Consider the following 19737-nt stretch of genomic DNA (forward strand, 5'->3'; position numbering starts at 1 on the left):
ATTCTTATTGTAGCTTTTGCATTACCATTTTTAATTCTGAAGCATTATGACGTAAACATAGGGATGCGCACATTGGTTTACTTGGTTACTGGGGTGATCTGTATGATGATACCTACTACTTTAAACAACTATGGTTTTTTCTATGTCGTGATAGCTTTAAACTTTGCTTTGATCGACTTCATATGGTCAAGAAGAAGTATGGCGAGGAATTGATAGATAACCAAAGAAAAATAGTAATGTGGTTGTAACTCCTTCTTTATTTTTTCCCTATATATGCAAGGGTGAAAACACCTTAATAAGTTTGTTTAATTTAATACATCCTCTAATAAAATTCATTGTGTGGTGGGGGAATTAGTTTTGCATAAAAGCTTCCTACTCCAACGTATTTTCTTGAATTCCACCGCCTTTACGGTACTGGACGGGGGACACGCCCATGGTCTTTTTAAAAGCGGTGCTAAAATAGTGCTGACTGTCGTATCCCGTACGTTCTGCTATATCATAGATAGACAACGTCGTGGAATCCAGCAGTTGCACCGCTTTACGGATACGGGCGCGCGTGACGAGGGTCACGAAGCTGTCGTTGAGCTCCTTTTTGAGCACACGGCTGAGATACACGGCGGATACCTGTAGACGCGAGGCAAGGGCTTCCAGCGTCAGCTCCCGGTCGGCGTAGCCTTCCTGAATAAGCTGTCGAGCCCGGCGTACGATGGGAGACAGCTGCAATTCACCGTACACTCGATCACGGCTCACCCGGAACGCGTCAATCGCACCTTCCAGCCCACCCGCGTTTGATTCCACATGCGTGTGAACCGCTATATTCAGGTAGCGTCCAATCGCCTGCTCCATGGAAGCGCCGATCGTCTCGGGTGCCTCCTGCCACAGGCAGATGCCGATCAGCCCGTTCGCATCGCGGAACAACACATGCGGTTGGCCCTCCAGCAGTTCGCCAATAATATTTTCAGCGGCGAAAAGAAACAACTGGCGATCATTCTCGCGCATAATCGTCTGCCGTGCCTCTGCCGCAGGCCACCGCACCACGCCGATCTGAACAGGTGGCCGGGATGGAAGACGTAAAAACTCCAACTGCTCCATCACGTCTTTTCCCGTGTGTTGCCCTTCCAGCCATTCCAGACAAAACCGCTGGCGCAGCAGCGGAATATTCCGCTCAATCTGCCCGGCAGCTTGTTCTACATAGGCGGCACGCTTGCGCTCTTCGTCCAGTCGCTGACTGAGCCGCGACAGTGCAGCGTGAAGCTGCTCCGCATCTACCGGCTTCAAAATATAATCCTCTACGCCAAGTCGGACGGCCTCCTGTGCATAAGCAAATTCATCATGCCCGGAAATGATCAGGCAACGGCATTCCGGATGTTCTTCCCGCAGCCGCCGAATCAGTTCAATGCCGTCCATGAACGGCATATTCATATCGACCAGCACGATGTCGATGCTAAGCTGACCAACCAGCTCCAGCGCTTCTTCACCGTCCTCCGCCTCAGCTGCAACCTCCATGCCCAGAGCCGCCCAGTCTACGCAATCCCGTATCCCTTCACGAATGATCGGCTCATCATCTGCGATCAACACTTGGTAACGTTTTGCCGTCCCTATCGTCACTTCCGTTATGGCCTGGTCAATCAGACTCGCCGTTGTCGAGTTGTCTGTGGTCTTTGATTTCGTCATCCTGACCCTCTCCTTTTTCATGTGGCTTCTTCAGTTGCGCCATATCCAGCAGCAACGGATGAATGATCGTAACGCAGGTGCTTGCCCCTTCTTTACTGTCCAGTACAATTCCGTATTCCTCGCCAAAAGACAGCCGGATACGCGCTTGTACATTCAGCATGCCGTAGCTTCTGCCATTCGTACTGGCTCCACTTTGCTTCTGCTGTCCTTCCATCGCCTCCAGCGGTATTTCCAGCAAGTCACGCAGCTCACGCAGCCTTTCTGCCGTCATCCCTGCGCCATTATCACGTACTGTCAGCAGCAGCTTGTCTCCCTCGGCTTTGGCTTCTACCCAAATCGTGCCCGGGCCGCGTCTGGCCTTGATGCCGTGGTAAATGGCATTTTCCACTACAGGCTGAAGCATTAGCTTCAATACGAACAGATCCTTTAGCTCGTCGGGTACATTTAATTCCCAGCGAAGTCGGTCACGATAGCGTGTTTGCTGGATTTGCATATAGCTCGATATATGCTCAATCTCGGAGCGCAGCGGAATAAAGTCATCCCCCTTGCTCAGCCCGAGGCGGAACAATCTCGATAGCGCCCCCACCATGTCGGATACGTCGTCTGCTCCATTTTTTCGGGCCATCCAATGAATCGTATCTAGCGTATTGTATAAAAAATGCGGCTTAATATGCTCCTGAAGGCTGCGCAGCTCAGCATCCCGTTTTTGCCGCTCCCTCAGTTCGCTAAGCGACATGAGACGGCGGATTTGCTCCAGCATCCGGTTAAAGCTCCGACCCAGCATTCCGACTTCATCCCCGCGGTCACTCCATTGGCGAACCGTAAGATCCCCCGTCTCTGCCGTCCGCATATAGGACATTAGCCGGAAAATCGGCCGCGCAATGGAGCTCGACAATCGCAAGGATGCCGTTAACCCAAACAGACATACAATGAAAACAAAACAGACGACATAGAACTGAATTTGCCGCACTTCCAGTGTAGATTCGCGTGCCGGGAATACCCCCACTGTTCTCCAGCCCGTAAACTCGGAAGCCCGGAACATGAACAGCAATTCCCTACCTCCGGCTTCACGGGTAAACATCCCGCTGTCACCTGCCCCGAACCATTGCGGGGGAATGCGCTCAATCAAAGGCATATCTGGCATGTACACGCTGCGTCCCTCAGCATCTGTCACCATTAAATATCCGCTTTTGCCCAAGGTTACGTCTCTGGCGGCCTGCGACACAGCCCGCAGCTTGAGGTCAATCATAATCACGCCTAGCACGCGTCCGGTTTCCGAATCCGTAACCGAACGGACGACGGATACAATTTCACTGTCCTTGTACCGGACATGAGTGGTCACATTACGGTGGCTCGGCTGTCCTAGCACAGTGAATATGCCTGCATGCTGCGCCGCCTGTTGGTACCAGCCTTCTTCCGTCAGGCTACGCGTACTTCGGGCATACATTTCGTTGCTGATATAGTCGCCGTTTTCGTTCACGATCAGTATCCCGGCAATTTCGGGATATAAGGTAGTAAAACCCTGCAGAAATTGCTTCATGCCATATAGCGTATCCTGTGCCTGCACAGAACTTGCTGCCTGATTGGGGAGAGATGCCGAGCTCTGTGCCCGCTCTCCCGGATTTTCAGGTTTTACTGTATTTGCAGGACCTGCTTGATTGGCATGACCTATACGATTCGCAGGATCTGCATGACCCGCGTGGCCGTCGGCCAGCGTCCGGCCTTTCCAGAACTCCCCGATATCGGGATTAAAAGCAATCAGATACGTCATGTTCTGCAAATTTTCCATTTTGGTATCCAGTGCTTCGTTCACCTTGCCAATCAACTGCATTGTATGGTTTTCCACCTGCCGTTCAATAATCCGTTCCACCGTCCAATTGACCAGCAGACCTAATCCCAGCGAAGGCACAATGCCAAACAGCAGGAACAGAAGCATCAGCTGATAGCGTAAAGGCATATTGCGCAAGCGTAACCGCGGCATCGTTTGGCGCACCCCTAATTGGATACGTTTCCAAAATTTATTTCGCATAATAATCATCTACATTCGCTCGGGTGACAACAGAAATTCCAGTATCTACCCGTACGGGCAGCGGAGTGTTGTCTCGAGAGGAAGAAGGTGCAGGAATCGTTAAATGATGACGCAGATGGAACAGATATTGAAGCGACCAATAGCCCATATTCCACGTTCCCTGCGCAATCGTTGCCGAAATCGTTCCACCGCGGATCATATCCAATGTCGCTTTATTCGTATCAAAAGAAATGATTTTCAGCGGATGGCTGTTTTTTTGGCTCAGCACCGCTTCACCCACACCTGTTCCTCCCGTTGCCTCGGTCACAAAAATACCCGCCAGCTTCGGATAAGCCTTCATCAATCGAAGCGACTCATTCCGGGATACTATCGCGTCTGCGTGACCATCTGCCACTTCTACCACCTTCATAGCAGGATACTGCCGCTGAATGGTATCACGAAAGCCTCGCGAGCGTTCCTCATGATTTTGCTGACCAGGCAGGGTCAGAACGGCGACTTCACCTTCCCGCCCCAACATCTCTGCCATTTTATCCGCAGCGGTCACGCCCGCCTTATAATTATCCGTGCCCAAAAAAGAATACGCCCGGCTCCCCGGTGCTCCGGCATCAAACAGCACCACAGGAATGCCCGCGTCCAGCGCCTTATTAATCGCCGGGATCAGGGAGTGCGGATCAATCGCTGATATGGCAATGCCTGCGGGTTTACGGGCAATCGCCTGCTCAATGACAGTCGTCTGCTCCTGGGCATCATAACCGGTAGCTCCCCGATACTCCACAGTCACCCCCAAGGCATCCCCGGCATCTTCAAAGCCCTTGAGACCGCTTTTCCAATACTCCAAACCAGACTTGAATGTAATCATCATATAGGTTTCTCCGATGTTGCCTCGCAGCCCTTTTTCCTCCCAAGTGCCATTCAACGGCCCGGATTGTTCATACCTGAACACATAGAGAGCAAAGGCCGCAATCAACAGCATATATACCAGCAGCGTTTTTTTCATCCTTCCTCTCCTCTTCCTGTGTGTATCCTTAAGTTATGAATTCACTTTGAATTTATTTTGATTTTACTTAGATTGTAAACGCAATCATATCAAATTGGAACTACTTCACTCTTCCAACTTTCAGGTAACGTTAATCCTGCACTAATGTTCCTACGTTACAATACCTACAATTGTGTTACGGAAAACATATGCGAATCTTTTGGAAAAGGAGTGATATGGATGAGCAAGCCGCGTATCGCGGAGTGGACAGAACTACGGGGTCTTGCCTACCTCGCTGTCGTGCTTCAGCATTGCATTGGCGAATATATTTATCGCAGCGACATCCAACAACCAGATTCCGTTATGCTTGCGATGCTGTATCATTTGACACGTTTTGGCACACCGACGTTCGTTTTCCTGTCTGCGGCGCTGCTTTTTTATAACGGTAACAAACCGATTGGTTATCCTCGTTACATTGGCAGGCGGTTTCGAGATATTTATGTTCCTTTTCTCTGCTGGACGGTTGTTTATTGGGTATGTACTCAGAACTGGTCAACGGCGCAGTGGGGAAATATTTACTTTTACAAAGGTATGTTCGAGGAAATGATCATCCCCGTCAGCGGATATCATCTATGGTTTGTAGTGATGATCTTTCAGTTTTATATTTTGTTTCCTTTATTTTCAAAAGCGACCGGACACGTACAAACGTTTCTACGTCGCTATAGTACGAAAAGGCGTAAACAGATGGTTCTGGTCGTCATGCTGATAGCCGCTACGGCTTATGCTTTGCTGTTACAATGGTCCTACTATGACATGTCTGCATGGAGCACTGGGTTACCGTCCTTTTGGCAGACCCTGCTGGACTACCGCACCTATAACTTTGTCATGTACTTTTTCTATTTTATGCTGGGCGCAGTATGTGCTTACATGACGGACACCTGGCGTGGACTGGCCAAACAGACGTTACCATGGAATGTATTTGTCTTTATTGGTCTGTTCATGCTCATGGGTCACACGATGCTGATCCAGTCGGGCGATACGATTAATCTCAATATTTCTACCTATCTTAAGCCAAGCACCTTTGTGCTGATTGTCTCGCAGCTGCTGTTGTTGTACGGACTACTGCTCCATTTGCAAAAAGATAAGCGATCTGAGCCGTTTCGCCGCATGCTGAACTGGATCGGACGTTATTCCTTCGGAGGATATCTGGCCCATGCACTCGTGTTGGCCTTCATATCCTACTACACCCGCCCGCTTTCACTGGGTGATCATCATTTTACAGCTACGCTAATTACGTTTATCGTCGTGGCAAGTGTTTCGCTGGGCATTAGCTGGCTTTTTGCTCATCTGCCTGGAGGCAACTGGATTGTTGGCTCAAAAGGCAAGCAACGGCTAAACTGGCCGTTTCGTTTCCAGCTACCTTTCTCCAATCGTGCTTCCAAAAGCACGCAGGAGCTTGGCTAATCTTCTACGTCTGGTTTCCAGTTCGGAGTTCTACTTCAAGTATTGTTAAGACTTTGCAGGGCTCTCTTATGGAGCTCTGCTTTTTTTGTTGACTTGGTTCGCCGCGCCATCTCCCCGGCTTATTAACATTTTATGACATGAACATGTATTTTATTTTCAAATAAGTCATTTTATACAATAATGATAAACGTTATGTGGGAGAAGTCACAGTTTTGCATAAAAAGAATGGGGGGGGATGGACTGAACATAGCATCGTCGTTGTCAATGATTTGGCTCTAAACATAGTGAGGCAGCTTCCTGGTCTGAAACATACGGTTGTACTGATTAATCAGTTCATCCAAAAGCATAGACTGCTCAAGTACACAAGCGTGTCCGAAGCCATACTCTTCGTAAAGATCATGCAAGTGTTGTCTGGCGTGTTCCATCTGTTGAATTAACGTTAACGTTTCATCCCTGTTCATCCAGCATACCTCCTAATGAATCTCATTTTAAGGAGGAATGTACAAATACGTCATGATCTTTTTTGAACCAAAAAATTACAAAATAATACAAAAATAGACCAGCAATAAGCTGGTCCATGGTAATGAATTAGTGCTTGGTCAAGATCCACCAACGTGTCCTTGTGTTTGGATCGTGCCATGGCTTAGATTTCCAGCCTGGACTGGTACTGTGAATACCAGTAAAAAGCTAGTTACCGCCAAGAAGAAAGCCATCCTTTTGATCATTTTTCTCCCACACCTCCTCATAAATAGATTGGAACTGTGTCTGTGTTTCGGGAGCCGCATGTGTTTTGAAGTGAAAAAATAATCCAAAACAATTGGCAATAAGTAGTACATGGTTAATTGTAACAGCTTTTTCGAACGCGTTTATTAAACATTTGAAACCATATGGATATCTACCTTTATTTAGGCTGTACTTAGCCATTTTGTACCAGAAGCGTACGTATTCTTCCGGTAAAACTTGTTGTGTATACATGTCAGAAGACAACGGTTCCTGATAAGCTGCAATTTGGGATTCAAAACGCTGAAGGATATGGTCTACATCTACATTGTACCGATTAGCAACTTCAAGAACGTTTAGTAGCTCGGCAAAAATCTCATTTTCGGCAGCCATATGTTCTACGTAATCCGGTAGAACACTTATATCCCCGGACATAAGCCTGTTGACGTACGTATTAATTTTCGCCCATTGCTGATATTGTTTCTTCCAATAAAGTGAATCAGGGTCCTTCTCCTTTACCCAACTTAGATCAGCATAACCGCGAATGTGTTCTAATGCCTGTTCATGATCACCTTTTGCATCGCAAGCATTAGCACACAGCAATTCGGCGTAAACTATGTATACAAACAGCGGCCTACTTAGCTTTTTTTGTGGTTCTGTTCCTTTTCGCTTGGAATTATGAATTAAATCATATTGAATCCGTCCCATCTGACCCATTTGATGTGCAAATTCATAAACCTTGTCCCACAGGCTTAATGATCTATACACGTTCGCCAAATCTTTTAAAGCATCTAATTGCTCTATCTCATCTAAGCGATCAACAAAAGGGGCAAATTCAATGGCAGCTTGAAGATTTACAGCCCTATCCTGTCCGACGTTGATTTGGAACAAACGATACTGGCAGATCGCCAATCGCTCTGAGTGCTGCTGCTTCTCACTTTCAGCCACCTTTTTGTAAAGGTATGCCGCTGCTTCATTGTAACCGTCTTTGTACACATTTTCTGCAACTTCAAAGAGCGATGGCGGATAATTAGGGTTATCCAACAACAGAATTACAACGCGCTGCAAGCAATCCAGTCGCCCTAGCTCAATGCATCGGTATAGGAATGGGCTGATTTTTTTCCAGTTGAGCGGAGATTCTTCAATGCACTCTTCAATGTAACGTTCGTAAAAATAATCCGGTGGTAAATTCATTCCCGCAGTAATACAGTCCAGTTGGTGAACAGAAATAGATCGGTTGCCCGTCACAATGCTACTAACTGTACCTACATTCAAATCAATCGTGTGACCAAACTTGGTCATAGTTAAGCCTTTTCGTTTCAGATAAGTTTGAATTTCTGCCTGTATCGTAGGTGTGATTTCCATGGATAAACCACCCTTTCAGCATTTTCATAGAATTCCCATTTCAACAAAAAACATAGTTTGTAAACTTATAGTATAATTATTGATTTTCCTTCACGATAATACCATCTTTTGGAACAAATATAAATGCTTTTACTTTATTGATTTTTATATTTTTATTAGGAGATCATTGGATGTTGGACAATGGAAGGAGAAGATCACTTGAAAAATACAGGTATGACACGTCCATTGGATACGTTAGGTCGGATTGTTGTTCCTAAAGAGATGCGAACCTCTATGGGTATTCAAGCTGGTGAGTCCTTAGAATTTTATTTAGATGTTGAAACAGGTTTATTGAGTATGCGGAAGTATATTGGAGTCTGCTGTCACTTATGCTATTCGATTCAGGATTTAAGCTATTTCAGGGATTCATTTTTATGTAAAAAATGCATAAACGATCTGAAGGGAAATATAGGTGTGAGTCAATTACCTGTTCCTGTCGTAAATAAACCTGCGTACAAAGAAAAAAGTAACCATCGGTCGTCTTCACAACAATTAGTTGAAAATCTAAGAAAACTCATGCGCGAGCATCCAACAGCCAAGCAAGGCGAATATGCTGAATGGCTCGGCGTATCCCAAGGCCGTATTTCCCAGCTTAAAAAGCTGTTATAGGTATCGCTCAACTCATATTCTAGCCATGCTAAATAACCAGTCGCTGGTTGATCTCGTGCGACTGGTTATTTCTACTTTCCATTAGTAGGAAGGACTACAGGGGATACATCATGATAGACCGACAGAGCTGACTGCTGTGACAAATATCGCTTACAAAACCTACCACTTTTGAGATGGTGTAGATACACGAAATAGTACACGAATGGAGAACTTATGAAAACGACAGGAAAGAATAAGAAATCTTCGCAGAAGCGATCAGCCTCAGTCTGTACCTGCATCAATCTGCGCCGTTCCTCGATGGCTATTACGGGACTGTATGACCGGTATCTGGCCCCGAGCGGACTCAATATTAGCCAATTCTCGCTGCTCAAGCACTTAACTGCACTGGGCCCCGCAAGTGTAAGTGAATTGGCGCTGGAGATGCGACTCGACCGGACCACGATTGTGCGCAATTTGAAAGCGTTGGAGCATAATGGGTATGTGGAGGATACATCTGCTGAGGGCAGTCGCAACCGCTGCCTTACTCTGACGGAGAGGGGAAGAACGGTATACAATGACGCAGCAGGGCTTTGGGAAGAGGCGCATCGTTTTTTGCAGGAGTCATTGGGAATCGGACAGTTACAGATACTCAACACACTCTTATCCAAGATTGAAAATTTGGATGGATATTAGCTGGCTCTTCATCCAGGTGGGGTTGTGTTCAATTCGTGTATATACACGAAAAAGATTGAAATGTTTATTGCGGTATCGAGGCTAGAGAAGTCTTTAAAATGCTATTATAGCGATCGCATTGCACTTGATCACCACCGCGGGTCATCGGAGAAGTACTTCCAGCTGTAGTAAGAGGTCAGTGATATACATTAGCCCGCCACAAGACTTCTGAAGGGAAGCTTTACTGTGAACAATAACCACGGAGAGGAATGTGGATAGGATGGTTGAATCCGTACCGGATTTGAGAGAAAACATCGCAGCCGAGATGAAAACCTATGTGAGCGAAGACAAAGGCAATGTTTGTGAAGAACTGCAGAGTCCTTATTACGAGGAGCCGATTATCCAATTTGCCGCGGCTAACGATCCTTTGTTTGAGGAGTACAAAAGAGTGGTGGGGCCCGATCACGCCACGCCGCAGGAAGCATTTGAACGCTCCTTTGGAACGGGGAGTTTTGATGGAGGCACCGTTATCAGCGTTGTGCTACCGATTAGCGAGACGATCCGTAAGGCTAATCGTGCGCAAAAAGAAAGAGCCTCAAGGGAATGGGCGCTGCTGCGGACCTTTGGCGATGAATATTTTGTACAGTCTGCAAGGCGGCATTTGGCGGGATACTTAACAGGCCTTGGTTACCGTGCGTTTGCACCGCTGGATACGGATTGGTACAGCATCCATGGCGCCGAGGGGGGGCCGATCTCCAACTGGTCGGAGCGCCACATTGCATATGCTGCGGGTCTCGGCACCTTCAGTATCAATGACGGCTTCATCACCGAAAAAGGAATTGCCATCCGCCTGCTGTCCGTGGTGACCGATCTCAAGGTGCCGCCTGATGCCAGAATATCAGCCACAGGACATACTGGTAACTGCCTGCTATGCAGCAAGGGCATCTGCGGTGTGTGCATTACCCGCTGCCCTGTGCAGGCCATCAGCAAGGACGGCGGACATGACAAAATCGCCTGCATGAATTTTGTGTACGGCCAGGCATCACGGGACTTTGCGGTTCTAAACGGCGGCGAGGCCAAATCGGGTGCTGGCTGCGGACTGTGCCAGACCAAGGTACCCTGCGAGAGCAGGAATCCGATGCGGACCGCCCGGTGAAATATGGAAACCTTGAGGACCGCCATTCTCAAGGTTTTTTAGTGCAAAAAGATACATTTAGTTTTCGTTAGCCGAGGTTGAGGGCGTCCCTGCCTCATGTTTTAATTGAGCTTCATTCGAAGCCCCGGACTTACGATCGAATGTAATCGGGCCTTTACGGTTCACAAGCCGTTTCAGATCCACGGTCATTTCATTCTTCAATTTATCAATCAGCTGGTCCTCTTTGATGCCTTTGCTTTTAGCAACCTCGGCCAACGACTTCCCTTGTCCCAGCTCTTTCTCTAACTGGACAGGAGTGATGCCCAGCAACCTAGCTACTTTCTCGTTGAGATGGTGATTCAAGCCGCCAGGCCTTTTGCCGTGTCGATGTCTGTGAACATGCCCATGTCCGTGGTCGTCCTGTGGTTCAACATTCCATTGGCGGGCTGCCCCTTGGATAGAGTCGTTGGGAGTGAGAGTTTGCAACGAATTACCCGGTTCGGTCCCGGAAGCTCCTGCTGCACCCGCAGTACCATACATCATCACTCCTACATATAGGATAGCAGCGGTCAATTTCAATTGTTTTTTCATGTTGCAGACCCTTCTTTCATCCTTTTTCATCTATATTTTCTCTTTCTGCTTTTTTTATTCATTCATATGTTTTTCGCATAATTGTTAATGTAAAAATAACAAAATCTTGAAAATTGCAATCTGTTTTATAATGGCGGGTAACAACTAGAAATCGTTATAAAATTATTCATAAGAGATGCGGGTGATAGCGATGGAATGGTATTTTGCATACAAAGACGAATTGGAAAATGTATTTCGTCAAGCGGAAGAACGGACAGCCGCGTTTCCTACTCCCTTTCAGCAAGAGGGCTTGGACTACCTGGCGCGTTTTAATCCGTTGCGGGAAGACAGCACGCGTAATTACATATGCTATTTGCTTCCATTTTGGCTGCAAGAACTCACCGGACTGCCCCCCGAAACATGCCGCAAGCTGTCACTCGGCAACGTGTTCGTCATGGCTCACTATTTAATTCAAGACGATGTGATGGACACAGCAGCAGACAACCGTAAAACACAACTCGCCTTAAGCCAGCTATTCTATACCGAGTGTCTAAGCGTATATCAGGACCTTTTTCCGGCAACCTCTCCTTTTTGGTCATATGCCCGAACATATGTTGATGAATGGGCCGTTAGTGTGACATCCGAAGGAACAGAGGACTATTTTCAAGGAGAAAGAAATAAGGTCGCGCTGAAAGCAAGTCCATTAAAAATGGCCGGAACGGGTGCTTTACTGCTCGCAAGCCGTGCCGATCTGATCCAGACTATTACAAATATGACGGACTTGACGCTACTCGTGCTCCAAATGTCGGATGATTGGGCGGACTGGGCAGAAGATTTGGTGGAGGATAGCTATAACTGTCTTTTGTCCCATATCAGTGCCGAACAGAAGACGGCTTACTGTGAAGGATTGGGACCCAAGCAGATTCAGGAAGCGATTTATGTACGCGGCGCGCTCGCCAGCTATGTGAACATTGCCGATCAAGTAGTCCAGCAGTTAGAGACTATGGAGCCTCCCATCCACGGCCTGCATAGGTTTGCACATTCCATCGCAGCAGAACTGGGCGAAGAGGCGGCGGAAATTGAAGCCGGACGCTCGCATTTGAGAAGAGGCGGACTTGATTATTGGCTCACCAAAAATATGAAATAATGCTAGATTTTTCTGAGTCTTTCGTGGTATACTGACTAGGTAAATATAACCAATTGAATGAGAGGGTGATTTTTGATGGCTACTGAAGTTCTTCAAACACAAGTCATTCAAAAAGCTTGGGAGGATGCCAGTTTTAGAGAAAAGCTGATGACAGATCCCAAATCTGCAATTCGTGATGTGTTAGGAGTCGTGATCCCCGATCATATCCAAATCAAAACGTTAGAGGAAACGCCTGATCAGTTTTATCTGGTAATCCCCCCAGACCCTTCCGGCGTGCTCGCCGCATCCCAGAAACCTCGCGCGATGTGGTAGATTGGTTGTTGTAACTTATTTAATCTATATTTCTTAATCACATGCGGGTGGGCTCAGCAAGCTTCCCTCCGTTATCTCCGAACGCAAAAAAGCCGGATATTATCCGGCTACGGGGAAGCGGATGGTCGCTTCTGTTCCCACCCCTTTTGCACTTGTAAAAGTTATTTTGCCATTCATCGTTTCAATAATCCGAAAGGTCACCATCATCCCCAAACCCGTGCCTTTTGTCTTATTCGAAAAATAAGGCTCACCTAGTCTGGATAAGGTCTGAGCATCCATCCCTTCACCATTATCCCGAATATGAATGACAGCTTCTCCATTGTCCACATAAGCCCATATATGAATATGTCCCTGATCTCGCAGCGCTTCAATACTGTTTTTGATGATATTGATGAACGCCTGCTTGAACTTGGAGGAATTCCCGCGTACTTTGATTTCCTGGGGAATATCCAGCGAAATTTTGCCACCTTGCAAATTAGCCATTGGGCTGATGATTCCTTCAATATGCTTGAACTCATCCAATATGGTCAACGTTTTGGCATGGTCAAACTCTGGCTTGGCAAAAGTCAGAAAATCGGTAATAATCGCGGAAGCTCGATCCAACTCCTCCAGAGCGATATGCAGATAATCTTTGTTTTTACCATCCTCCTGCTTGCTCATCAACTGAAGAAATCCACGTGTAACCTGAAGCGGATTGCGTACTTCATGAGCTACAGATGCAGCCAGATCGCTAATAATCTCCATTTTCTCCGAACGTTGAAGCTCATTATTGAACATTTCCAGTTCTCTGGAATACCGAACCACCTGCTTGTGCTTTTCTGCCAGCCTTCTGCCCAAAATCGCAATCAACGCCAGTACAAAACCGAACACGCCCCATTTCCACAAAAACATATTGTAGTGTCCGTCCCGAATGAAGAACCAGCTTAGTTCTGCGATGGAAATGACTGCGAAAAATGCAAAGCCTGTCGATAAAATAATTGCTTCGTGGTCTCCCTTAAGTGCCATGCGAACTGAAGCGAATACCAACAGTACCAGTAAGGCCACGAGTAATATACCCAGGATGATTACACTGAAAAAATAATATATATCGTTCAACCGCTCCTGAGCTCCTAAATTCACAATCATCATGGTGAAGCAGAACAAAGAGTAGGCGGTTAACAATTTTCTAAATTTGCGAATCAGTATGATCGAATTGATATTTTGCTCAAAAAAGAAAGCTAATGAGGGCAGCAGAATAAACAGTGCCACATCAAAAAGTTGTAAATACAGCTTGCCGTAGCTGCGATAGAACGTATACAAAAATGGTGAATACGTTACGATCATCAGGCCAATAGACAATACAATCGCGCTTAGGGACAGCCACATGGCCATGCTCGGACGGAACAGGAAGAACGAGCAGATCAGTAGCACCATGGCGATAAAGATAAACGTGCTGCCCAGTACAATATCCAAAACATCCATTCTGACCAAGGTTCCCAACAAGTCACGGTAATCACCAGTCATCACATTTCCGATAATGCCTAGTCTATTCTTGCTGCTTTCCGTCCATATGTATAGTGTTTTACCGCTATCTTCTGGCTTCAGCGGAATCAGAATACGATTATTCTCATAATTGTACCCACGGTAGGATTCGTAAAAATTGGTACCATCCTTATACAGCGTAATATGCCTGCCATAAATATTTTCAAAAAGCACCGCTGGCGTCTCATCATTTAGCGACGGTAACCGAATACGAATCCAGGCGGAGCCAATATTGCCGGGCTGCTTGAGCAGTTGTGTATCGTCCTCAATATGCATCCAGACCTTGCTGGGATCCCTTACCTCATCTAAAGAGCCATCCTCGCCTTCCGCACCCCATCTCATATCCCAGGAGGATATCTTATGTTCCCTTTCCGGGGTCGTTTTGGCCGCATAGGCAGGGTAGCCCAGCGACAACAGCATCACAATGACCGCCAGCAGGGCGGCGACAGCTTTGGGCACATGCCTCATGTTAAGCACCTCAAAGTTACATAGTAGGATTTACAAGTTTGTATACGTTTTAACATTTTCAACGTCCTGAGATTATATTATTCTATACGATGATGTTCATACCTTCTTCATAAGAAGGGTATCATGTTCTTTTTATTCATTATTTGTAAAATCTTCATATTGATTAATGATCATTTCCTGTTCGCCAAACATGTACCATTCCAATTCATATCCCTCCATATCCTCTTTATCATATCACAGCAGTTACCAAAAAAACGCTAATTGAGAATGGGCATATCCCTATTCGTATGATTTTAACTTCTTACAGACACACTAACTCAAGGTTTAGCCGTTCTGCTGTTTGGGTAAGGTCGAAATAAGCACCAAAAAGTAAAGGAGCTGATCAACATGGCAAATCGTGACGATCGAACTACTGAGCTGCATGACCATGATTTTGAGCCTTCCCTGCAAAATGCGGAAACCAACTGGGAGAATCTGACCGAAGGACCGGATACTCCTCTGGAGGACGTCCCTGATGCCGATGAACTGACACCGAACAGCCCTGTTGATCCTTCTGCTCCTGCTGAATTCCTGCATGGTACAGATTTGCTGAACGGTACCGATGGGGATGAAGAAGAGCAACTGGACAGTGACGATATTCTGGATTAACCACTTCATTTTATCAGGGTACAAGAAAACGATTACCAATCCTGCTATGCGGGTAATGAAGTGTATAAACCGAAAGGAGTTGGCTGATCTCCTATGTATAAGGATCCGATGTCTCAGGCCGATATGGAGTACAAACGCTACAAAGCCTTGAATCCTGTGGAAGAGGACGACCGCAGGTCTGCGGACAAGACAACTACAGATGATACCTCGCAAAGTCTGGCCGAAGACAACCCACGAGGAGTCGCATCCGCAAAGCCCGTACCCAGGGATCGAGGAAGATGAAAGAACAGATAGGGAATGCAAAAAGGGTGCTACCCAAGCCACACAGATGATACATGGCTTAGGGCACCCTTTTGAACTTCATATGTTTACAATGGCAGCAACGCTACTGTCGATTTGGCCTCCAATCCCTCTACCATTTCATTCCAGGCAGCAGGCTTGTTTGGCAGCACTGTATAGTAACGACGAAGGAAAGCTGCCACCAATTCAGCACTCACTTCTTCCACGCTATCATCTTCAGGCATAAAGCCCAAATTCAGCCCTTCTACTGCCACTCCATCGTTATTCCAGGACGGATGTACATAGTCCAGGTCCAATCGTTTATAGCCCAGATGAGACAGTACCTCACGGCGCACGTACGGGTCCATCGGCTTGACGCCGCCAAAAGTATGATCGTTGCCACGGTAAGGGTCATAGATTTCAGCAAACATCCCCTGCAACTGCTGTCCGCTGGCCTGAGCAAGCGCGTGCAAGTCATTTTGGCGTCGTGTCCAAAGAAAACGTCCAATGCCAAGTCCCGGCTGTCCGATGATCGTAAAATCTGTCATGGCTACATTAAAATCCTCATAATAACGATACTCTGTTGCACCTACTACCTTACCATCCTGTACCGCAACAAAGACACGAATACCCGGATCTTCCAGCGGTTCTTTCCACAGGCTGTACTCCAGCACTTCCTCTGGTGGAAATACTTCCTGCATTAACTGATGCATGCTCGCAAACAGGGGGTCTTCAATATGAGTAATGCGATGATATTCCATAGGGCACACTCCTCTTCAATTAGTGATGGGTATGAAACGGATTTCGCCATTCCATCAGAGCAGCATAATTACGTGATTGTTCATCATCCAAATAATTTGGCAGGATACAAACAGGCATCCGTCCGCAACGAAGCAGAAAAGTTAATACCGGGTCTTTCAGTTTACCAGACACCACGGCATCCACATACGCTTCTGCACTCAATTGGTCGGCATGATCTTGATAACCAGGCATACGCCCCGCCCCCAGCAAACGATCCAGTCCCCGTTCAATCACAAGATGGTATAAGGAAAATATCAACCACTTGCCCAGTCCCAATCTACGGTAAGTAGGACGTACGGCCAGGTCAATCACATACAGCGCCTTACCGTCCTCACGGTGCGTACGAATATAACCGTCGTCCGCAACTTCCTCCCATGTATGCTGAGGATGTTCGGGGTTATAATGCATCAGCAGGCTGGTTACCGAACCTGCCAGTTCCCCCTCAATTTCCACACACAACGCTCCATCTGCAAAATGCTCTATCTGGCTGGCAATCTGCTCCCGGCTCCATAACAACTCCTGCGGATAAGGTGGCGGGAAGCTCTCCTGTTGAATACGCAGCAACCCCTCATAATCGGCTGTAGAATAATTGCGAATCACCGCCCGCAGCGGTCGATCACCGTCAAATATGAACCATTCTTTGCGATACATGGCTTAAGTCCTTTCATTAGCTCCAGTCTGTGTACAAATCTGTTCTACGGTCACGCCAGGTTGTCACCGAGCCACGCTCGCGCACATCGTATAACAGCTGCAAATCGAGATCTGCCGTTACGATCATATCGTTGTTCAGTTCACCCTCCACCATAATGCCGCGTGGCGGAAAAGGAATGTCATTGGGTGTAATGACTGCGGCCTGCCCATAATTGGCACGCATAAAATCAACCGTAGGCAAGGCGCCGACAGTCCCCGTTGAAACGACATACACCTGATTCTCAACCGCTCTGGCGTGGCTTGTATACCGTACTCGGTAAAATCCGTGACGATCATCCGTGCAGGAAGGGCAGAAAATAATATCTGCTCCCTTCGCCTTCGCCATACGAACGATTTCGGGAAACTCAATATCATAGCAGGTCAGCATCGCTATTGTACCCTTGGACGTCTCAAACACATTCAACCCTTCACCGTGAGCCATATTCCATTCATGCACCTCAGTCGGTGTAATATGAATTTTGTCCTGAGTGGCTACGCGTCCATCGGGGTAAAACAAATGTGCTGTATTATATAAACGTCCGTTGCGTTGAACGACATGGGTACCGCCGATAATATGCATCCCGGTCTGACGGGCAAACGAAGTGAATAATTCAAGGTACCGGTCGGTAAAATCCGGCAGGTCGTTGATCGTCAGAGCCTTGCCTTCACTGTCACCGATCGACATAAGCTGGGTCGTAAAAAACTCAGGAAACAGAACAAATTCTGCGCCAAATTCCTCGGCTGTTTTAATATAATGCTCCGATTGCAGGGCAAATTGCTCGAATGAGTCAATCGTATGCAGATGATATTGAACCGCCGACACTCTGATTTTGCTCATAATTCCTCCTCATACATCACGTCTTTTAGATTGCAAGGGATTCCCGTTGCTGATCACATTATAACCGATTCAAAAACTGGACGGGAACTGAACCGGATAAACAGGGCTTGCCTTCTGCACCTACTTTGTTTAAAATAAGGTCAAATCTTTGAATACCATGAACAAAGACATGGACGGAGACAAGTAAACGTCTAACCGGGTTCCCACAGAAAGGTACGAATTGCTGAGAGCGTACCGTAATCCCGCGTTGAAATTCACTCCCGAGTCGAGCCTTGAACCGACAAAAGGATTCATTCCTTTGTCCGCATTAGAGGTTTCCGGAAGCCCCCGTTACGGGCATCAAGCTCAGAAGTTACTGCCGTCGACTGAATTGACGTTGACGACTCGTATGTATACTTCTGTAATTAGGGTGGTACCACGGCATTCGTCCCTTGCGACGAGTGCCTTTTTGTGTTATTTTCTGCAAAAAAAGTCCATGGGCTAACAGAAAAAACAAATTTAAATTCGGGAAGGGTGTACTGTATGTCGACCAATGAAAATTCTTTGGAGCTGTTGCGGGAACAACTCGATGCTACAAACTTGCAATTGCTGGAGCTGCTGTCCCAACGCGCTGAACTGGCGGGACAACTTGGAAAATTGAAGGAAGCACAAGGGGTACCTGACTTTGATCCGGTACGTGAGCAACAAATGCTGGACAAGCTGATCGCAGCTAACCGTGGACCATTTGACGATGCTACGATTCGCCAGTTGTTCAAAAATATTTTCAAGGCATCTCTGAACTATCAAAAAGAAGAACACAAAAAGCATTTGATCGTCAGCCGCAAAAATCAGCCGGATAGCACGGTTATCAAAGTTAAAGATACGCTGGTGGGCGGCAAAGCCTCCATCATGGTTGCAGGTCCCTGCTCGGTGGAAAGCTACCAGCAAACCCGCGAAGTGGGTGCGGCTCTCAAAGAGGCAGGTGTGCCGATTCTTCGTGGCGGTGCGTTCAAGCCGCGTACGTCTCCGTACGATTTCCAAGGGCTGGGCGTTGAAGGTCTGCAAATTCTCAAACGTGTAGGCGACGAGTTCGGGCTGGCTACAATCAGTGAGATCGTCGATCCAAGACATTTGGAGGAAGCGATCCAATACATCGACATTATTCAAATTGGCGCGCGCAACATGCATAACTTTGAGTTGCTCAAGGCTGCGGGTGAAACTAGAACTCCGGTTCTACTCAAACGCGGACTGGCTGCAACAATGGAAGAATTCCTTCATGCAGCGGAATATATCGTTTCTCGTGGTAACACGCAAGTCATGCTGATTGAGCGCGGTATTCGCACGTATGAAAAATGGACCCGCAACACGCTGGACATTTCCGCTGTACCGATTTTGAAAAAGGAAAGTCATCTGCCTGTGCTGGTAGACGTGACTCACTCCACAGGACGTAAGGACATCCTGGCCCCTTGCGCCAAAGCTGCCCTGGCTGCTGGAGCCGACGGTATCATGGTGGAAGTTCATCCGAACCCGGCAGTCGCTTTGTCCGATGCTCAGCAACAGCTGAACATTCCTGAGTTCCACAACTTCCTGTCTGAAGTCAAAGAATCCGGTTTATTCAAAGCGTAAAACTAATTTTATGCCGAGATTCATAAACCGCTTTCATTTTCTCGGATTATGTTGTAAAATCGAATCAGGATTGTGACTGATCATGCAGGCAAAACCTAAATGTATATATGCTCGACTTTTGTTGAGACATATATATGTTTAGGTTTTTTTTATGCCTAAATCTTGAATAAAAAGAATACCTACATGGTTATAATCC

Annotated in this window: 19 protein-coding genes and 1 other annotated feature; of the genes, 9 read left to right on the plus strand and 10 right to left on the minus strand. The window is 46.9% G+C overall.

What is annotated here, in order from left to right:
• Positions 1–372: 372 nt before the first annotated feature.
• Genes AC6EJC_RS05255 through AC6EJC_RS05265 form a run of 3 tightly spaced genes read right to left on the minus strand, consistent with a single transcriptional unit; the run spans position 373 to position 4700 of the window.
• Positions 373–1674 (minus strand): response regulator, encoded by a 1302-nt coding sequence (locus tag AC6EJC_RS05255; protein WP_444953048.1) that lies wholly within the window; start codon positions 1672–1674, stop codon positions 373–375.
• Positions 1625–3655, minus strand: coding sequence for a cache domain-containing sensor histidine kinase (locus tag AC6EJC_RS05260; protein WP_444953049.1), 2031 nt, complete (start codon positions 3653–3655; stop codon positions 1625–1627). Before AC6EJC_RS05260 ends, AC6EJC_RS05255 begins: the two co-directional genes overlap by 50 nt.
• 37 nt (positions 3656–3692) lie before the next feature.
• Positions 3693–4700, minus strand: a complete 1008-nt coding sequence (locus tag AC6EJC_RS05265) for a substrate-binding domain-containing protein (RefSeq protein ID WP_444953050.1) — start codon at positions 4698–4700, stop codon at positions 3693–3695.
• A 219-nt stretch (positions 4701–4919) separates the two neighbouring features.
• Between AC6EJC_RS05265 and AC6EJC_RS05270 the strand changes: the two genes are divergently transcribed.
• On the plus strand, positions 4920–6143 hold the full coding sequence (locus AC6EJC_RS05270) for an acyltransferase (protein ID WP_444953051.1): 1224 nt from the start codon (positions 4920–4922) through the stop codon (positions 6141–6143).
• Positions 6144–6418: 275 nt separating this feature from the next.
• Here the strand turns inward: AC6EJC_RS05270 and AC6EJC_RS05275 are convergent, their stop codons facing one another.
• Both AC6EJC_RS05275 and AC6EJC_RS05280 read right to left on the minus strand, forming a co-directional pair.
• A complete protein-coding gene (locus AC6EJC_RS05275; protein WP_444953052.1) occupies positions 6419–6604 on the minus strand; it encodes a Spo0E family sporulation regulatory protein-aspartic acid phosphatase in 186 nt (61 codons plus the stop codon).
• A gap of 226 nt (positions 6605–6830) precedes the next feature.
• Entirely contained in the window at positions 6831–8228 is a 1398-nt protein-coding gene (locus AC6EJC_RS05280) for a helix-turn-helix domain-containing protein (RefSeq protein WP_444953053.1), read from the minus strand.
• A 198-nt stretch (positions 8229–8426) separates the two neighbouring features.
• On the opposite strand from AC6EJC_RS05280, the gene AC6EJC_RS05285 reads away from it, so the two are divergent.
• From AC6EJC_RS05285 to AC6EJC_RS05295, 3 genes are all read left to right on the plus strand, one after another.
• A complete protein-coding gene (locus tag AC6EJC_RS05285) occupies positions 8427–8876 on the plus strand; it encodes an AbrB/MazE/SpoVT family DNA-binding domain-containing protein (RefSeq protein WP_444953054.1) in 450 nt (149 codons plus the stop codon).
• Between the two features lie 213 nt (positions 8877–9089).
• Positions 9090–9548, plus strand: a complete 459-nt coding sequence (locus AC6EJC_RS05290; protein ID WP_444953055.1) for a MarR family winged helix-turn-helix transcriptional regulator — start codon at positions 9090–9092, stop codon at positions 9546–9548.
• Between the two features lie 259 nt (positions 9549–9807).
• Positions 9808–10683, plus strand: coding sequence for a (Fe-S)-binding protein (locus AC6EJC_RS05295; RefSeq protein WP_444953056.1), 876 nt, complete (start codon positions 9808–9810; stop codon positions 10681–10683).
• A 57-nt stretch (positions 10684–10740) separates the two neighbouring features.
• On the opposite strand, the gene AC6EJC_RS05300 is transcribed toward AC6EJC_RS05295, so the two are convergent.
• On the minus strand, positions 10741–11253 hold the full coding sequence (locus AC6EJC_RS05300) for a hypothetical protein (RefSeq protein ID WP_444953057.1): 513 nt from the start codon (positions 11251–11253) through the stop codon (positions 10741–10743).
• Between the two features lie 190 nt (positions 11254–11443).
• On the opposite strand from AC6EJC_RS05300, the gene AC6EJC_RS05305 reads away from it, so the two are divergent.
• Positions 11444–12379: a hypothetical protein gene (locus tag AC6EJC_RS05305; protein WP_444953058.1), complete on the plus strand. Its 936-nt coding sequence runs from the start codon at positions 11444–11446 to the stop codon at positions 12377–12379.
• A gap of 75 nt (positions 12380–12454) precedes the next feature.
• Positions 12455–12691 (plus strand): NHLP leader peptide family RiPP precursor, encoded by a 237-nt coding sequence (locus AC6EJC_RS05310; RefSeq protein ID WP_444953059.1) that lies wholly within the window; start codon positions 12455–12457, stop codon positions 12689–12691.
• 99 nt (positions 12692–12790) lie between these two features.
• Here AC6EJC_RS05310 and AC6EJC_RS05315 read toward each other — a convergent pair whose 3' ends face one another.
• The gene (locus tag AC6EJC_RS05315; protein WP_444953060.1) at positions 12791–14680 is read right to left on the minus strand and encodes an ATP-binding protein; all 1890 of its coding nucleotides are present in this window, start codon (positions 14678–14680) and stop codon (positions 12791–12793) included.
• 387 nt (positions 14681–15067) lie between these two features.
• On the opposite strand from AC6EJC_RS05315, the gene AC6EJC_RS05320 reads away from it, so the two are divergent.
• On the plus strand, positions 15068–15328 hold the full coding sequence (locus AC6EJC_RS05320) for a hypothetical protein (RefSeq protein WP_444953061.1): 261 nt from the start codon (positions 15068–15070) through the stop codon (positions 15326–15328).
• Between the two features lie 93 nt (positions 15329–15421).
• On the plus strand, positions 15422–15610 hold the full coding sequence (locus tag AC6EJC_RS05325) for a hypothetical protein (RefSeq protein ID WP_444953062.1): 189 nt from the start codon (positions 15422–15424) through the stop codon (positions 15608–15610).
• Positions 15611–15696: 86 nt separating this feature from the next.
• Here AC6EJC_RS05325 and AC6EJC_RS05330 read toward each other — a convergent pair whose 3' ends face one another.
• Genes AC6EJC_RS05330 through AC6EJC_RS05340 form a run of 3 tightly spaced genes read right to left on the minus strand, consistent with a single transcriptional unit; the run spans position 15697 to position 17936 of the window.
• Positions 15697–16368, minus strand: a complete 672-nt coding sequence (locus AC6EJC_RS05330) for a GNAT family N-acetyltransferase (RefSeq protein ID WP_444953063.1) — start codon at positions 16366–16368, stop codon at positions 15697–15699.
• Between the two features lie 19 nt (positions 16369–16387).
• Complete coding sequence (locus AC6EJC_RS05335; RefSeq protein WP_444953064.1) at positions 16388–17059, minus strand: GNAT family N-acetyltransferase; 672 nt, start codon at positions 17057–17059, stop codon at positions 16388–16390.
• A gap of 16 nt (positions 17060–17075) precedes the next feature.
• On the minus strand, positions 17076–17936 hold the full coding sequence (locus AC6EJC_RS05340) for a carbon-nitrogen hydrolase family protein (RefSeq protein WP_444953065.1): 861 nt from the start codon (positions 17934–17936) through the stop codon (positions 17076–17078).
• 161 nt (positions 17937–18097) lie between these two features.
• Positions 18098–18371 (plus strand) — a binding site (T-box leader).
• An 87-nt stretch (positions 18372–18458) separates the two neighbouring features.
• Here AC6EJC_RS05340 and AC6EJC_RS05345 point away from each other — a divergent pair.
• A complete protein-coding gene (locus AC6EJC_RS05345; RefSeq protein ID WP_013309063.1) occupies positions 18459–19541 on the plus strand; it encodes a bifunctional 3-deoxy-7-phosphoheptulonate synthase/chorismate mutase in 1083 nt (360 codons plus the stop codon).
• Positions 19542–19737 lie beyond the last annotated feature (196 nt).

It is taken from the genome of Paenibacillus sp. TY11 (assembly GCF_059772165.1).

Coding starts and splice junctions, on each gene's coding strand:
- AC6EJC_RS05270 (WP_444953051.1), top strand. CDS start 4,920: ATGAGCAAGCCGCGTATCGCGGAGTGGACAGAACTACGGGGTCTTGCC.
- AC6EJC_RS05320 (WP_444953061.1), top strand. CDS start 15,068: ATGGCAAATCGTGACGATCGAACTACTGAGCTGCATGACCATGATTTT.
- AC6EJC_RS05315 (WP_444953060.1), bottom strand. CDS start 14,680: ATGAGGCATGTGCCCAAAGCTGTCGCCGCCCTGCTGGCGGTCATTGTG.
- AC6EJC_RS05330 (WP_444953063.1), bottom strand. CDS start 16,368: ATGGAATATCATCGCATTACTCATATTGAAGACCCCCTGTTTGCGAGC.
- AC6EJC_RS05275 (WP_444953052.1), bottom strand. CDS start 6,604: ATGAACAGGGATGAAACGTTAACGTTAATTCAACAGATGGAACACGCC.
- AC6EJC_RS05280 (WP_444953053.1), bottom strand. CDS start 8,228: ATGGAAATCACACCTACGATACAGGCAGAAATTCAAACTTATCTGAAA.
- AC6EJC_RS05345 (WP_013309063.1), top strand. CDS start 18,459: ATGTCGACCAATGAAAATTCTTTGGAGCTGTTGCGGGAACAACTCGAT.
- AC6EJC_RS05290 (WP_444953055.1), top strand. CDS start 9,090: ATGAAAACGACAGGAAAGAATAAGAAATCTTCGCAGAAGCGATCAGCC.
- AC6EJC_RS05255 (WP_444953048.1), bottom strand. CDS start 1,674: ATGACGAAATCAAAGACCACAGACAACTCGACAACGGCGAGTCTGATT.
- AC6EJC_RS05305 (WP_444953058.1), top strand. CDS start 11,444: ATGGAATGGTATTTTGCATACAAAGACGAATTGGAAAATGTATTTCGT.
- AC6EJC_RS05325 (WP_444953062.1), top strand. CDS start 15,422: ATGTATAAGGATCCGATGTCTCAGGCCGATATGGAGTACAAACGCTAC.
- AC6EJC_RS05295 (WP_444953056.1), top strand. CDS start 9,808: ATGGTTGAATCCGTACCGGATTTGAGAGAAAACATCGCAGCCGAGATG.
- AC6EJC_RS05335 (WP_444953064.1), bottom strand. CDS start 17,059: ATGTATCGCAAAGAATGGTTCATATTTGACGGTGATCGACCGCTGCGG.
- AC6EJC_RS05260 (WP_444953049.1), bottom strand. CDS start 3,655: ATGCCGCGGTTACGCTTGCGCAATATGCCTTTACGCTATCAGCTGATG.
- AC6EJC_RS05300 (WP_444953057.1), bottom strand. CDS start 11,253: ATGAAAAAACAATTGAAATTGACCGCTGCTATCCTATATGTAGGAGTG.
- AC6EJC_RS05340 (WP_444953065.1), bottom strand. CDS start 17,936: ATGAGCAAAATCAGAGTGTCGGCGGTTCAATATCATCTGCATACGATT.
- AC6EJC_RS05265 (WP_444953050.1), bottom strand. CDS start 4,700: ATGAAAAAAACGCTGCTGGTATATATGCTGTTGATTGCGGCCTTTGCT.
- AC6EJC_RS05310 (WP_444953059.1), top strand. CDS start 12,455: ATGGCTACTGAAGTTCTTCAAACACAAGTCATTCAAAAAGCTTGGGAG.